The sequence below is a fragment of the Variovorax paradoxus genome (genome assembly GCF_022009635.1).
GTDB lineage: Bacteria > Pseudomonadota > Gammaproteobacteria > Burkholderiales > Burkholderiaceae_C > Variovorax.
In genome coordinates, this window is record NZ_CP091716.1 from 2,331,841 (window position 1) to 2,345,862 (window position 14,022).

Below are 14,022 nucleotides of genomic sequence, written 5' to 3' on the forward strand. Positions count from 1 at the left end.
GCGTCATTCGGCGCGCCTCCATCCTTCAGTCTTCCTCTGGCCCTTCGACGGGCACATGCACGTGCAGCTCGATCATCTGCCGCAGCGTCTGCTTGAGTTCCTCGGCGCGGCGCAGGCCGAAGGGCTCCAGCACGCGCCGCTCGTGATCACGCGCCAGTTCCATCAGATGCTCGACCGCCTTCAGGCCTTCGCGCGTGATGCGCACCAGCGTGATGCGGCGATCACTTTCGTGGGGCAGCCGCTCGACTTGTCCGCGCGATTCCATGCGGTCCAGCAGCCGCGTCACCGTCGGCTGCTTGGTGACGGTCACCTGTGCGAGCTGGCCGATGCTCAGCGGCTCGCTGCCTGCAAGAGATGCCATCACACGCCACTCCGACACCGAGAAACCCTGCTGCCGCGCGACCTCGTGGAACTCCGAGGAGATCAACTGGCTGGCCTGCGCCAGCAGCGCCGGAAGGTAGTCGTCGACGAAGCGATGCGAAGGAGGCGACGACTCAGCCATGAACGCACCCCGCGCATGTGGTGGGCACGCAGCTTGCGTGTCTAGGGTAATTCATGATTGTGGATACATTCATTTGTAAACATTATAGGAAGCGTGATGTGGCAACCGATGCCCATCCTCCCACGATAGAGAACAAGGACCCACATGGCTGAGCGTTCGTTCGTCGAAGAAGTCAAGAAGCTGCGGCTTTCTGGCGGAGAGGTGTTCCGTGGAGAGGGCATTCTGGCCGTCACCAAGGCCCTGCTCGAATCCGGGGTTTCCTATGTGGCGGGCTACCAGGGCGCGCCCATCTCTCATTTGATGGACGTGCTGGCCGACGCGCAGGACATCCTCGCCGACCACGGCATCCGCTTCGAGAACAGCGCGAGCGAGGCCACCGCCGCCGCCACGCTGGCCGCTTCCGTCAACTACCCGCTGCGCGGCGCCGTCACCTTCAAGGCCACTGTCGGCACCAACGTCGCATCCGATGCACTGGCCAATCTTGCGTCGGGCGGCGTGACCGGCGGCGCGCTCATCATCGTGGGCGAGGACTACGGCGAAGGCTCCTCGATCATGCAGGAGCGCAGCCATGCCTTCGCGATGAAGTCGCAGATCTGGCTGCTCGATCCACGCCCCAACCTGCCGAGCATCGTCGATGCGGTGAAGCAGGGCTTCGATCTCTCGGAGGCCAGCAGCACGCCCGTGATGCTCCAGCTGCGCATCCGCGCATGTCACGTGCACGGACACTTCGTCGCGGGCGACAACAAGCGCGCGAAGTTCACGCTGAAAGATGCGCTCGAGAACCCGCGGCGCGACGTCGGCCGCATCGTGCTGCCGCCCGCGAGCTTCGTGCACGAGCAGGAGAAGGTGAAGGACCGCTGGCCCGCCGCCGTGCGCTTCATCGAGGAGCGCAAGCTCAACGAGTTCTTCTCGGAAGACGCCGACGACATCGGCATCATCGTGCAGGGCGGCAGCTACAACACGCTGCTGCGCGCGCTCGAACGGCTGGGCCTTGCCGACGTGTACGGCAATACGCAGGTGCCGCTGTACGTGATGAACGTGGCCTACCCGGTCATCGAGAGCGAGGTGATCCGCTTCTGCAAGGGCAAGCGCGCGGTGATGATCGTGGAAGAGGGGCAGCCCAACTTCGTCGAGCAGAACCTCGCGACCATCCTGCGCCAGGCGGGCTCCAACACCGCGCTGCACGGCAAGGACATGCTGCCGGTGGCCGGCGAGTACACCGCCGCCGAGTTGCTCAAGGGCGCGCGCAGCTTCTGCGAACGCTACGGGCGCCTGGCACCGCTGCCGGTGCCCGCGCCGGTGCGCAAGGTGATTCCACTGAAAGAAGTGGCCGCCATCGGCGTCGACGCCGCACCCGAGCCCGTGCAGCCATCGACCGCGCTCGGCGACGTGGTGCATGCGCGTCCGCCGGGCTTCTGCACCGGCTGCCCCGAGCGTCCGATCTTCAGCGCGATGAAGCTGGTCGAGCGCGAACTGGGCCCGCACCACGTGAGCGCGGACATCGGCTGCCACCTGTTCTCCATCCTGCCGCCCTTCAACATCGGCAACACCACCATGGGCTACGGCCTGGGCGGCGCGGGTGCCGCGGCGCTCAACGCGCCGGCGGGCAAGCGCGCGATCTCGATGATGGGCGACGGCGGCTTCTGGCACAACGGCCTCACCAGCGGCGTGGCCAACGCGGTCTTCAACAAGAGCGACAACCTCACCATCGTCGTCGACAACAACTACACCTCGGCCACGGGCGGACAGGACATCCTTTCCTCGCACGCCGTCAACAAGACGCGCAGCACCGGCCACGAGATCGAGCGCGCCGTGCGCGGCGTGGGCGTGGAATGGGTGAAGACGATGCGCCGCACCTACGACATCGCCGGCATGCGCGACGCGCTCAAGGAAGCGCTGACCACGAAGGAAAAAGGCCCGAAGGTGCTGATCGCCCAGTCGGAGTGCATGCTCAACAAACAGCGCCGCGAGAAGCCGCTGGTGCGCAAGGCCATCGCCGACGGCAAGCGCATGGTGCGCGAAAAATTCGGCGTCGACTCCGACACCTGCACCGGCGACCACTCGTGCATCCGCCTCTCGGGCTGCCCGTCGCTGTCGATCAAGCCCAACCCCGATCCGCTGCGCACCGACCCCGTGGCGACCGTGCTCGACAGCTGCGTGGGCTGCGGCGTGTGCGGCGAGGTCTCTCACGCCGCGGTGCTGTGCCCCTCCTTCTACAAGGCGCAGATCGTGAGCAACCCCAGCCGCTGGGACATGCTGCGCGAGCGCGTGCGCGCGGCCGTCATCGGCTGGCTGCAGCGCGGCGAAGCGCGTCGCCGCGAAGCCTATGCCTTCTGACGCAATGACGAGCACTGCACAACCCATCAAGATCGCGATCCTCGCCATGGGCGGGGAGGGCGGCGGCGTGCTGGCCGACTGGATCGTCGACATGGGCGAGGCCAACGGCTACGTCGCTCAGACCACTTCCGTGCCGGGCGTGGCCCAGCGCACCGGCGCGACCATCTACTACGTCGAGCTGTATCCGACGGCGCAGGCCGAGGCCGATGGCGGCTTGCCGATTCTGGCGCTGATGCCGCTGCCCGGCGACGTCGACGTGGTGCTGGCCTCCGAACTCATGGAGGCAGGGCGCGCCGTGCAGCGCGGCCTGGTCACGCGCGACCGCACCACGCTCATCGCATCCACGCACCGCGTCTTCTCCATCGCCGAGAAGAGCGCGATGGGCGATGGCCGCGTCGACAGCGACCAGCTCCTCGCGCACACCGCCAAGGCCGCCAGGCGCTTCATCCGCTTCGACATGGCGCAGGCGGCGGAAGCCTCGGGCAGCGTGATCAGCGCGGTACTCTTCGGCGCCCTGGCAGGCTCGGGCGTGCTGCCTTTCAGCCGCGCGCAGTTCGAGGCAACCATCGAGCGCGGCGGCGTCGGCGTGAAGCCCAGCCTCAAGGCTTTCGGTGCCGCCTTCGCCCGTGCACAGGGCGGCGACGACGGCGAACCAACAAGCGAGGCGGCGAGTGCCGCGCCGGCGCCGCAGCCGCGCCACCCCGCCGTGCGCGCACTGGTCGAGCGTGTGCAGCGCGACTTTCCGGTGGCGGCGCAGGACCTGCTGCTCGAAGGTGTGCGTCGCCTCATCGACTACCAGGATCCGGCCTATGCCGGCCTGTACCTCGACCGCATGGCGGCCGTCGCGGCATTGCCGGCGAGCGACCACCGCCTGCTGCGCGAGACCGCGCGCCACCTCGCGCTCTGGATGTCCTACGAGGACACGGCCCGCGTCGCGGCCCTGAAGACCCGCGCCACCCGCTTCGAGCGCGTGCGCGGCGAGGCCCGCGTGCAGCCGGGCCAGGTGCTCGCCATCAACGAATACATGCACCCGCGCCTGCAGGAAATCTGCGAGACGCTGCCCGGCGGCGTCGGCCGCTGGCTCATGAACTCGACGCTGCCGAAGAAACTGGTCGAGCGCTTCACGCAGCATGGCCGCGTGATCCAGACCAGCTCGCTGCGCGGCTATCTCATGCTGCGCATGGTGGCGGCCTGCAAGCGCTGGCGTCTCTCGACCATGCGCTATGCCGAAGAAAACCGCCGCATCGAGGAATGGCTGCAGCGCATCGCCGCCACCGCGCAGCGCAACCCCGAACTGGCCGTCGAACTGGCGCAGTGCCAACGCCTCGTCAAGGGCTACAGCGACACGCACGAGCGCGGCATCCGCAACTACGACACCGTGATGCGCGCCTTCGAGCGTGCAGGCGCCGCGCTCGCACCGGCCACGTTGCGCGAACTGCGCGACGCGGCGCTGGCCGACGAACACGGCCACAAGCTGCAGGCTGCACTCGCGCAGCACGCACTGGTTTGAAGAGACAACGACGATGACCGCTCCCTCAGCCACCCTCTCGCTGCGCGTCGTGCAAGCGCGGGAACTCAACCCGCTGATCCGCATGCTGCGCCTGCACGCCGAAGACGGCCGCGCGCTGCCCGGCTTCTCGGCCGGTGCGCACATCCGCGTACAGGTGTCGCTGCCCGACGGAAAGACCGACTGGCGCCACTACTCGCTCATCAACTTCGACACGGCGCGCAATGCCACCAACGCGCCCACCGAGTACGTGATCGCGGTGCGCAAGGAAGCCGAAGGCCGGGGCGGTTCGCGCTTCATGCACGAGCAGTTGAAAGAGGGCGACACCATCGCCATCGAGCCGCCGAAGAACGACTTTCCCCTGCACACCGGGCCGGGGGGCTCCGTACTGGTGGCAGGCGGCATCGGGGTGACGCCGTTGGCCACGATGGCTGCGCGCCGTCGTGCCGAAGGCGCGGCCGTGCACATGCATTACGCCGGCCGCAGCCGCGACCTGATGGCCTTCCTGCCTGAACTGCAAACGTTGCTCGGAGACGACTTGCGCGTGCATGCGGATGCCGAAGCCGGCACCCCGCTCGATATCGACACGCTGCTCGACGGCGTGCCCGCGGGCGATCGCCTGTACGTCTGCGGCCCGAAGGTCATGCTCGACGCGGTGCTCGAGCGCACCCAGGCGCGCGGCTGGGAACACGACCGCGTGCACTTCGAGCTCTTCACGGAACCCGTCGCGGAAGAGGGCGACCAGCCCTTCGAGGTGGAGCTTGCCCAGTCGGGCCAGCGCTTCACCGTGCCGGCGGACCAGAGCATCCTCGACTGCCTCATCGAGCACGGCTGCGACCCGATGTTCGACTGCAAGCGCGGCGAATGCGGCGTGTGCGCCGTGCCCGTGCTCGAAGGCGAGATCGAACACCGCGACTACGTGCTCACCGCCCGCGAGAAGGCGGAAGGCAACGTCATGCAGATATGCATCTCGCGCGCCAAGGGTGCGCGGCTGGTGCTCGACATCTGAAGCCAGGAGCCCCAGGAACCATGACCTCCTACAGAGACAACCCCGACGCCATCCGCGCGCTGGTGCAGAACGACCGCGTGCACCGCGACCTGTACACCAGCCAGGAGCTCTTCGAGCTGGAGCAGGAGCACTTCTTCGCCAACACCTGGAACTACGTCGGCCATGAAAGCCAGCTGCCCAAGCCGGGCGACTGGATCAGCAACGAGATCGCGGGGCGGCCGCTGATCATCGTGCGCCACTCCGACGGCAGCGTGCGCGCGATGATGAACCGCTGCGCCCACAAGGGCTCGCGGCTCGTGAATGGACCCTGCGGCAACACCGGCAAGTTCTTCCGCTGCCCGTACCACGCCTGGACCTTCAAGACCGACGGCGCGCCGCTGGCGATTCCGCTGAAGACAGGCTACGAGAACACCCAACTGCACGAGTGCGAGACGGGCAAGGGCCTGACCACCGTGAAGCACGTGCGCAGCCACCGCGGCTTCATCTTCGTGAAGATCAACGATGCCGGCCCGGACTTCGACGAATACTTCGGCGACTCGCTGAGTTCCATCGACAACATGGCGGACCGCTCGCCCGAAGGCGAACTGGAGATCGCCGGCGGCTGCCTGCGCTTCATGCACCAATGCAACTGGAAGATGTTCGTGGAGAACCTCAACGACACCATGCACCCCATGGTGGCGCACGAATCGTCGGCCGGCACCGCCAAGCGCATGTGGGCCGACAAGCCCGAGAGCGAGCCCAAGCCCATGGCCGTGGAGCAGTTCGTGCCCTTCATGTCCGACTACAAGTTCTTCGAGGACATGGGCATCCGCACCTACGACAACGGCCACAGCTTCACGGGTGTGCACTTCAGCATCCACAGCAAGTACAAGGCGATCCCCGAGTACGACAACGCGATGAAGGCGCGCTACGGCGAGGAGAAGACCGCGCAGATCCTCGGCATGGCTCGGCACAACACCGTGTACTACCCGAACCTCACGATCAAGGGCGCGATCCAGGCGATCCGCGTGGTGAAGCCGATCTCGGCCGACAAGACATTGATCGAGAGCTGGACCTTCCGCCTCAAGGGCGCGCCGCCGGAGCTGCTGCAGCGCACCACCATGTACAACCGGCTCATCAACTCGCCGTTCTCCGTGGTGGGGCATGACGACCTTCAGGCTTACCGCGGCATGCAGGCCGGCCTGCATGCGAGCGGCAACGAATGGGTGAGCCTGCATCGAGACTACGACCCGGCCGAACTCAAGGGCGGCGAGATCACCACCGGCGGCACCAACGAGCTGCCGATGCGCAATCAATACCGCAGCTGGGTCCAGCGTATGACGGAGACGATGTGATGGCCAACGCCGCGGAAGTCACCCGACAGCAGCTGATCGACTTCGTCGTGAACGAAGTCCACCTGCTCGACACGCGCCGCTACGAAGAGTGGAACGCGCTATTCACCGACGACGCCTTCTACTGGATTCCGCTGGTGCCCGACCAGGAGGACGGACTCAACCACACCTCGCATCTCTACGAAGACAAGCTGCTGCGCGACCTGCGCATCGAGCGCCTGAAGAGCCCGCGCGCCTTCTCGCAGCAGCCGCCGAGCCGCTGCCACCATCTGCTGCAGATGCCGGTGGTCGAGCAGTTCGATGCGGAAGCCAACCGCTACGTGGTGCGCACATCGTTCCACTACACCGAATCGCAAGGCGACGAGCTGCAGTTCTACGTCGGCACCTTCTTTCACCATCTCTCGGTGCAGGACGGCGCGCTGCGCATGACGCTCAAGCGCGTCAACCTGCTCAACTGCGACGCGGCCCTGCCGGCCGTCCAGCTTTTCATCTGACAGGGACGAAAGCGATGCCACACGCCACCGTCCATCAAGTCTTCGCGGCCACCGCGGCGCGCACGCCGCAGGCCGAGTTCCTGTTCACCGAATCGGTGACGGCCGCCGCCTACGGCATCGAAGCGGGCGCCATCCGCTGGGGCGATGCCGCCGGGCGGATTGAGCGCCTGCGCGCCGCCTACGCGCAGGCCGGCTATGGTCACGGCCACCGCGTCGGCCTGTTGCTGGAGAACCGGCCCGCCTTCATCTTCCACTGGCTCGCGCTGAACGCGCTGGGCGTGAGCGTGGTGCCGATCAACGCGGAGATGCGCTCGGCCGAGCTGGTCTACCTGATCGGCCACAGCGAGATCGGGCTGGCCGTGACGCTGCAGGAGCGCGCCGCGGACCTGCGTGCGGCGGCTGCCCAGGCGGGCATCGAGTTCGAGACGATGGGCCCCGACGATGCGGTGCCTCCGGCGAGGACGCCAGCGCCACGCGCGCACGAGCCGGTCGGCACCGACACCGAATGCGGCCTGCTCTACACCTCGGGCACCACGGGCCGGCCCAAGGGCTGCATCCTGAGCAATGCCTACTTCCTGCGCGCTGGCGAGTGGTATGCCGCGCTGGACGGCGTGTGCAGCATCCGCCCGGACAAGGAGCGCGTCATCACGCCGCTGCCGCTCAACCACATGAACGCGATGGCCTTCTCCACCATGGTGGTGCTGGTCGCGGGCGGCTGTCTGGTGCAGCTCGATCGCTTCCATCCGAAGACCTGGCTGGCGAGCGCGAAGGAGAGCGGCGCGACCATCGTTCACTACCTGGGCGTGATGCCGGCGATGCTGCTGTCCGCGCCCGCGTCGGCGGCAGACCGCGACCATGCCATCCGCTGGGGCTTCGGCGCCGGTGTTGATCGCAAGAACCACGCGCCCTTCGAGGAGCGCTTCGGCTTCCCGCTGGTCGAGGCCTGGGCCATGACCGAGACCGGCGCGGCCGCCTGCATCATGGCCAACCGCGAGCCTCGGCTGGTGGGCACCAGCTGCTTCGGCCGCCAGGAAGACTTCGTCGAGATCCGCCTCGTGGGCGAGGACGGCGGGGACGCAGCCGTCGATGCGCCGGGCGAACTGCTGGTGCGATCGGCCGGCTCCGACCCGAGGCGCTATTTCTTCTCCGGCTATCTCAAGGACGAGGAAGCCACCCGCGAAGCCTGGGCCGATGGCTGGTTCCATACCGGCGATCTGGTGCGCCGCGACGCGCAGGGCAACTTCTTCTTCGTCGATCGCAAGAAGAACGTGATCCGCCGCAGCGGAGAGAACATCTCCGCCGTCGAGGTCGAGAGCGTGCTCAACCAGCATCCGGCCGTGAAGGCATCCGCCGTGGCCGCCACGCCCGACGCCGTGCGCGGCGACGAGGTGCTGGCATGCGTCGTGATGCGCGAAGACGCCGGCGCGGTGCATCCCGAACAGATCGCGGCGAGCATCGTCCAGCATGCGCTGGCGCAGCTCGCCTACTACAAGGCGCCGGGCTACGTTGCCTTCGTCGACGCGCTGCCGCTCACGCCGTCACAGAAGATCCAGCGTGGGCAACTGCGCGAGATGGCCCGGGCGCTGCCCGGCCAGGGCCATTGCATCGACACGCGCGCCATGAAGAAGAGGCAGCAGCCATGACGAACGCAAGGCGGCTCTCCTATGAAGGCGTCGCGGTCGCGGTGCCGGTGACCGTGCCCTATGTGCGCTATTCCACGCGCACCGCGCACTGGTTCATCGGGCAGGCGCTGCAGGCACTGGTCGAAGCCAGCGGCGTGACCAAGGAGCAGATCGACGGTCTGTGCCTCAGCAGCTTCTCGCTCGCGCCCGACACGGCCGTGGGCGTCACGCAGCACTTGGGCCTGTCGCCGCGCTGGCTCGACCATGTGCCGACCGGCGGCGCCTCGGGCGTGATGTGCCTGCGCCGCGCGGCGCGGGCGGTGCAGGCGGGCGATGCCGACATCGTGGCCTGCGTGGGCGCCGACACCAACCATGTCGACTCCTTCCGCCAGACGCTGGGCAGCTTCAGCAACTTCGCGCGGGACGCGAGCTACCCCTATGGCTCGGGCGGCCCGAACTCGATCTTCGCCTTCATCACCGCCAACTACATGCGCACCTATGGCGCGAAGCGCGAAGACTTCGGCCGCATCTGCGTGGACCAGCGCACCAACGCGCTGGGCAACCCCAACGCCATGTTCAAGAAGGCGCTGACGCTCGATGAATACATGGCGGCGCGGCCCATTTCCGACCCGATCCATTTGTTCGATTGCGTGATGCCCTGCGCTGGCGCCGACGCCTTCCTCGTGATGAGCGAGGAGCGAGCGCGCGACCTGGGCCTGGCGCACGTGGTGATCCGCGGCGCCATCGAGCGCCACAACGCCTATGCCGAAGACCCGGTGATGGTGCAGGGCGGCTGGCGCAAGGACCGCGAGGACCTGTACGCGCAGGCCGGCATCAGGCCCGCGGAACTGGACTTCGTGCAGACCTATGACGACTACCCCGTCATCGCGATGATGCAGTTCGAGGATCTGGGCTTCTGCGAGAAGGGCGAGGGCCCGGCCTTCGTGCAGGCCAACACCATGACCTTCGACGGCAGCTTTCCGAACAACACCAGCGGCGGGCAGCTCTCGGCGGGGCAGGCCGGTGCGGCCGGCGGCTTTCTCGGCATGGTCGAGTCGATCCGCCAATTGACGGACGAGGCCGGCGCACGCGCGGTGCCCGATGCGCGATTGGGCCTCGTCGCCGGCTTCGGCATGGTGACCTACGACCGCTGCCTGTGCACAGGCGCCGTCATTCTCGGGAGAACCGCATGACGATGCCCCTGATACGCCCCCCGCGCAAGAACCCGGTTCTGCGCACCCGGCAGATGAACCTGCCGCCCGGCGCGCGCGGCCGCGTGGCGCTCGGCCTCACGGCGGCCGCCGCAGAAGGCCGCTTCGAACTGCAGACCTGCGAAGACTGCGGCGCGGTGCAGTACCCGCCGCGCGAGGTCTGCCACAAGTGCCTCTCGGCCGCGCTGCGCTGGCGCGAGCAGGGCGGCGAAGGCGAGCTGCTCGGCAGCACCACCCTGCATCACAGCAACGACCTGTTCTTCCGCGAGCGGCTGCCCTGGCGGCTGGGCCTGGTGCACCTGGATGCCGGCCCCACGCTCATGGTCCACCTGCACGGCGAGGTCGGCGATGCGCCGCAGCGCGTGCGCGTGGGCGCCCGGCTCGACCGCGCGGGCCAGGCCGTTCTCATTGGTTTTCCGAATGAAGGGAGTCCCCACATGGCCGACGACAAGATGCTGCGCGAAATGACCAGCGACCCCAAGTTCCGAAAGGTGCTGGTGACCGACGGCAAGACCGAGACCGGACAGGCCATCGTGCGTGCGCTGGTGAAGGCCGGCGCCGACATCGTCTGGGTCGGCCATGCCGAGCCCTGGAAGAAGATGGGCGACGGGCTGGACGACATCTCCGCGCTGCCCCAGGTCACGCTGGTGCCGCTGGATTTGACCAACGGCCGCCAGGTGACGGAGCTCGCGGGCTCCATCGGCGGCAAGGTCGACATCGTCATCAACAACGCCGAGGTACACCGCACCTTCGGCATCGGCGCACGGCGCGGCACCGACGTGGCCAGGGCCGAGATGGACATCAACTACTTCGGCCTGCTGCGCCTGGCGCAGGAGTTCGGCCCCGCGCTCAAGGGCCGCTCGGCCGACGGCGTGACGGGCGCGACGGCCTGGGTGAACCTGCTGTCGATCTACGCGCTGAGCAACTTCCCGCCGCACGGCACCTTCAGCGCATCGAAGGCGGCGGCGCATTCGCTCGCGCAATGCCTGCGCGCAGAGATGCGACCGGCCGGCATCCGCGTGATCAACGTGTTCCCTGGCCCCATCGACGACGAATGGAACCAGCACACCCCGCCGCCCAAGCTCGCGCCCACCGCGCTGGCCAATGCCATCGTGAAGGCGCTGCGAGATGGGGTGGAGGACGTGTACCCCGGCGACGTGGCGCAGGAGTGGCTGGAGCGCTGGCGCGACAACCCCAAGGTGCTCGAGCGCGAGCTGGCCGCTGGCGGCTGAGACAGGAGCCACACGAATGACCACGACAACCGAACTGATGTCCACCGCCGAAATCCTCGGCGGCCTCGTGACTGCCATGGCCAGCGGCCGCATCCGCGTGATCGACCTCACGCAGACGCTGACACCCGAGTTCCCGCAGATCGCGCTGCCGCCCGAGATGGGCCAGTGCTGGCCCTTCCGCATCGAGGAAGTGTCGAAGTACGACGAGCGCGGACCGGGCTGGTACTGGAACAACTTCTCCTGCGGCGAGCACACCGGCACGCACTTCGACGCGCCCATTCACTGGATCTCGGGCCGCGACCTGCCGAACAACTCCGTGGACACCATTCCCGTGCAGCACTTCGTGGCGCCGGCCTGCGTGATCGACTGCTCTCCGCAGGTGAAGGACGACCCCGACTACCTGCTCACTCTCGAGGACATCGAGGCCTACGAGGCGGCGCACGGCCGCATTCCCAAGGGTGCGTGGGTGCTGATGCGCACCGACTGGTCCAAGCGCACCGACCCCGAGGCCTACCAGAACTTCGACGAGACGGGTCAGCACACGCCGGGCCCGAGCACCGCGGCCGTGCGATTCCTGGTCGAGCAGCGCGATGTGCTGGGCTTCGGCTCGGAGGCCATCGGCACCGATGCGGGGCAGGGCTATCACCTTCGTCCACCTTATCCGTGCCACTACTACATGCATGGCGCGGGCCGATACGGCTTGCAGTGCTTGAGCAACCTCGACCTGCTGCCGCCGGCCGGCGCGGTGCTGATCTGCCCGCCGCTGAAGATCGAGAAGGGCAGCGGCAGCCCACTGCGGGTGCTGGCGCTGGTGGGAGCGCGGGCATGAGCGCGGCACCCGGCAAGGTCGCGGCCGTCACGGGCGGCAGCGCGGGGATCGGCAAGGCGATCTGCGAAGACCTGCTCGCGCAGGGCTACGAAGTCGTGTCGCTGGCGCGCCGCAAGGCCGAGATCGATCATCCGAAGCTCCACAGCATCGAGGTCGACCTGAGCGACCGCGCCGCCACGGGCGAGGCGGTGCAGGAACTGGTGGAGCGCTTCTCGCCGACCACCATCGTCCACAACGCGGGCGTCATCCGTGCCGCGCTGCTGCCCGAGGTGAAGCTCGACGACCTCGACGCGCTGGTCGACCTGCACCTGGGCTGTGCGATCCAGCTCGTGCAGGGTTCGCTGCCCGCGATGCGTGCGCAACGCTTCGGCCGTGTGGTGCTGCTGTCTTCGCGCGCCGCGCTGGGCCTGGCCACGCGCACCAGCTACTCGGCCACCAAGGCCGGCATGCTGGGCATGGCCCGTACATGGGCGCTCGAGCTGGCCGCTGACGGCATCACGGTGAACGTGGTCGCCCCGGGGCCCATCCGCACCGACATGTTCTACGACGTGGTCGAGGCCGGCAGCGAGAAGGAACGCGCGCTCGCCGCCTCGGTGCCCGTCAAGCGCCTGGGCGAGTCGGCCGACGTGGCACGCGCCGTGCGTTTCTTCGCCGATGCCGACAACAGCTTCGTCACAGGCCAGGTGCTGTATGTGTGCGGCGGCACCAGCGTCGGAAGCCTCGCCCTCTGAGTTCGCAGTTTTTCTCACGTCCAACCAAAACCACCTCTGGAGCATCGCCATGAAAGTCATGAACCGAATTCGCACACTCGCGGCCGTGGCCGTGGGACTCGGCGCGCTGAGCGCCGCGAGCGCCTGGGCCGCCGATCTCAAGGTCGGTTTCATCACTTCGCTGTCGGGGCCGGTGTCGTCGCTGGGCATTCCCTACGACAAGGGCATGAAGGCGGCGGTGGCCTACAAGTCGGAGGTGGGCGGCCGCAAGGTGCAGGTGATCCAGCTCGACGATGCGTCCGACCCGTCCACGGCCGCGCGCAACGCACGCAAGCTGATCGAGGAAGACAAGGTCGACGTCATCATCGGCACGGCCGGCGCGCCGGGCTCGCTGGCGATTGCCGGCGTGGCGCGCGAGACCAAGACGCCGCTGATCTCCATCGCCAACGCCGACCTGGCCGGCGAGGAGGGCGCATGGATGGTGACGCTGCCGCAGCCCGCGCCGCTGATGATGGGCGCGATGGTCGAGAAGATGAAGCAGGCCGGCGTGAAGACGGTGGCCTACATCGGCTACTCCGACGCCTGGGGCGACCTGGTGTACGACGCGCTCATGAAGTCGGCGCCCGCCGCCGGCATCAAGGTGGTGAGCAACGAGCGCTATGCGCGCAGCGATTCGTCGGTGGCCGGCCAGGTGCTGAAGATCGTGGCGCTGCGGCCCGACGCGGTGATCACCGGCGCCTCGGGCACGCCCGGCGCGCTGCCCTACCTGGCGCTGGCAGAGCGCGGCTACAAGGGAAAGATCTACGGCATGCATTCGCTGATCAACCCCGACTTCATCCGCGTCGGTGGCCCCTCGGTCGAAGGCCTGCTGGCGCCCACCGGCCCGGTGGTGGTGGCCGAGCAGTTGCCCGACAGCAACCCGATGAAGAAGATCGCGATGGACTTCCGCACCGCCTACCAGAAGGCCAACGGCGCGCCGCCCACGGACACCTTCTCGGCCTACAGCTTCGATGCATGGCTGATCTACCTCGACGCCGCGCAGCGCGCGCTGGCCAGCAAGGCCGAGCCGGGCACGCCGCAGTTCCGCCTTGCCCTGCGCGATGCCATCGTCAGCACCAAGGAGCTGGTGGGCACGCACAGCGTCTACAACTTCAAGCCGACCGACCGCTACGGCTCGGACGACCGCTCGCGCGTCGTCGTGAAGCTGGAAAAGGGTCAATGGAAGCTGGTGCCCTGAC

At 67.8% G+C, this 14,022-nt stretch carries 12 protein-coding genes; 11 read left to right on the forward strand and 1 reads right to left on the reverse strand.

Features of this window, described 5'->3' with window-relative positions; translation table 11 throughout:
- Positions 1-25: 25 nt before the first annotated feature.
- A complete protein-coding gene (locus L3V85_RS10885) occupies positions 26-502 on the reverse strand; it encodes a MarR family winged helix-turn-helix transcriptional regulator (RefSeq protein ID WP_237679305.1) in 477 nt (158 codons plus the stop codon).
- 144 nt (positions 503-646) lie between these two features.
- On the opposite strand from L3V85_RS10885, the gene L3V85_RS10890 reads away from it, so the two are divergent.
- The 11 genes from L3V85_RS10890 to L3V85_RS10940 are packed head-to-tail and all read left to right on the forward strand — an operon-like array spanning position 647 to position 14,021.
- A complete protein-coding gene (locus tag L3V85_RS10890; RefSeq protein WP_237679306.1) occupies positions 647-2,839 on the forward strand; it encodes an indolepyruvate ferredoxin oxidoreductase subunit alpha in 2,193 nt (730 codons plus the stop codon).
- Between the two features lie 4 nt (positions 2,840-2,843).
- Positions 2,844-4,349, forward strand: coding sequence for an indolepyruvate oxidoreductase subunit beta family protein (locus L3V85_RS10895; RefSeq protein WP_237679307.1), 1,506 nt, complete (start codon positions 2,844-2,846; stop codon positions 4,347-4,349).
- Between the two features lie 13 nt (positions 4,350-4,362).
- Complete coding sequence (locus tag L3V85_RS10900) at positions 4,363-5,355, forward strand: PDR/VanB family oxidoreductase (protein ID WP_237679308.1); 993 nt, start codon at positions 4,363-4,365, stop codon at positions 5,353-5,355.
- Positions 5,356-5,375: 20 nt separating this feature from the next.
- Positions 5,376-6,689 (forward strand): aromatic ring-hydroxylating dioxygenase subunit alpha, encoded by a 1,314-nt coding sequence (locus L3V85_RS10905; RefSeq protein ID WP_237679309.1) that lies wholly within the window; start codon positions 5,376-5,378, stop codon positions 6,687-6,689.
- The gene (locus tag L3V85_RS10910; protein ID WP_237679310.1) at positions 6,689-7,180 is read left to right on the forward strand and encodes an aromatic-ring-hydroxylating dioxygenase subunit beta; all 492 of its coding nucleotides are present in this window, start codon (positions 6,689-6,691) and stop codon (positions 7,178-7,180) included. Before L3V85_RS10905 ends, L3V85_RS10910 begins: the two co-directional genes overlap by 1 nt.
- Positions 7,181-7,194: 14 nt before the next feature.
- Positions 7,195-8,823 carry an AMP-binding protein gene (locus L3V85_RS10915; protein ID WP_237679311.1) on the forward strand — a complete coding sequence of 543 codons (1,629 nt, stop codon included), beginning with the start codon at positions 7,195-7,197 and terminating at the stop codon, positions 8,821-8,823.
- The gene (locus L3V85_RS10920; RefSeq protein ID WP_237679312.1) at positions 8,820-9,995 is read left to right on the forward strand and encodes a thiolase family protein; all 1,176 of its coding nucleotides are present in this window, start codon (positions 8,820-8,822) and stop codon (positions 9,993-9,995) included. The genes L3V85_RS10915 and L3V85_RS10920 overlap by 4 nt, the downstream gene beginning before the upstream one ends.
- On the forward strand, positions 9,992-11,245 hold the full coding sequence (locus tag L3V85_RS10925) for an SDR family NAD(P)-dependent oxidoreductase (RefSeq protein ID WP_237679313.1): 1,254 nt from the start codon (positions 9,992-9,994) through the stop codon (positions 11,243-11,245). Before L3V85_RS10920 ends, L3V85_RS10925 begins: the two co-directional genes overlap by 4 nt.
- A gap of 16 nt (positions 11,246-11,261) precedes the next feature.
- Entirely contained in the window at positions 11,262-12,074 is an 813-nt protein-coding gene (locus L3V85_RS10930; RefSeq protein WP_237679314.1) for a cyclase family protein, read from the forward strand.
- Complete coding sequence (locus tag L3V85_RS10935; RefSeq protein ID WP_237679315.1) at positions 12,071-12,805, forward strand: SDR family NAD(P)-dependent oxidoreductase; 735 nt, start codon at positions 12,071-12,073, stop codon at positions 12,803-12,805. The genes L3V85_RS10930 and L3V85_RS10935 overlap by 4 nt, the downstream gene beginning before the upstream one ends.
- Positions 12,806-12,854: 49 nt before the next feature.
- On the forward strand, positions 12,855-14,021 hold the full coding sequence (locus L3V85_RS10940; protein WP_237679316.1) for an ABC transporter substrate-binding protein: 1,167 nt from the start codon (positions 12,855-12,857) through the stop codon (positions 14,019-14,021).
- Position 14,022: the final 1 nt, after the last annotated feature.

Excerpts from the sequence above, each read along its gene's own strand:
- L3V85_RS10890 (WP_237679306.1), top strand. The coding sequence starts at position 647 with ATGGCTGAGCGTTCGTTCGTCGAAGAAGTCAAGAAGCTGCGGCTTTCT.
- L3V85_RS10905 (WP_237679309.1), top strand. The coding sequence starts at position 5,376 with ATGACCTCCTACAGAGACAACCCCGACGCCATCCGCGCGCTGGTGCAG.
- L3V85_RS10935 (WP_237679315.1), top strand. The coding sequence starts at position 12,071 with ATGAGCGCGGCACCCGGCAAGGTCGCGGCCGTCACGGGCGGCAGCGCG.
- L3V85_RS10925 (WP_237679313.1), top strand. The coding sequence starts at position 9,992 with ATGACGATGCCCCTGATACGCCCCCCGCGCAAGAACCCGGTTCTGCGC.
- L3V85_RS10900 (WP_237679308.1), top strand. The coding sequence starts at position 4,363 with ATGACCGCTCCCTCAGCCACCCTCTCGCTGCGCGTCGTGCAAGCGCGG.
- L3V85_RS10920 (WP_237679312.1), top strand. The coding sequence starts at position 8,820 with ATGACGAACGCAAGGCGGCTCTCCTATGAAGGCGTCGCGGTCGCGGTG.
- L3V85_RS10895 (WP_237679307.1), top strand. The coding sequence starts at position 2,844 with ATGACGAGCACTGCACAACCCATCAAGATCGCGATCCTCGCCATGGGC.
- L3V85_RS10915 (WP_237679311.1), top strand. The coding sequence starts at position 7,195 with ATGCCACACGCCACCGTCCATCAAGTCTTCGCGGCCACCGCGGCGCGC.
- L3V85_RS10885 (WP_237679305.1), bottom strand. The coding sequence starts at position 502 with ATGGCTGAGTCGTCGCCTCCTTCGCATCGCTTCGTCGACGACTACCTT.
- L3V85_RS10910 (WP_237679310.1), top strand. The coding sequence starts at position 6,689 with ATGGCCAACGCCGCGGAAGTCACCCGACAGCAGCTGATCGACTTCGTC.
- L3V85_RS10940 (WP_237679316.1), top strand. The coding sequence starts at position 12,855 with ATGAAAGTCATGAACCGAATTCGCACACTCGCGGCCGTGGCCGTGGGA.
- L3V85_RS10930 (WP_237679314.1), top strand. The coding sequence starts at position 11,262 with ATGACCACGACAACCGAACTGATGTCCACCGCCGAAATCCTCGGCGGC.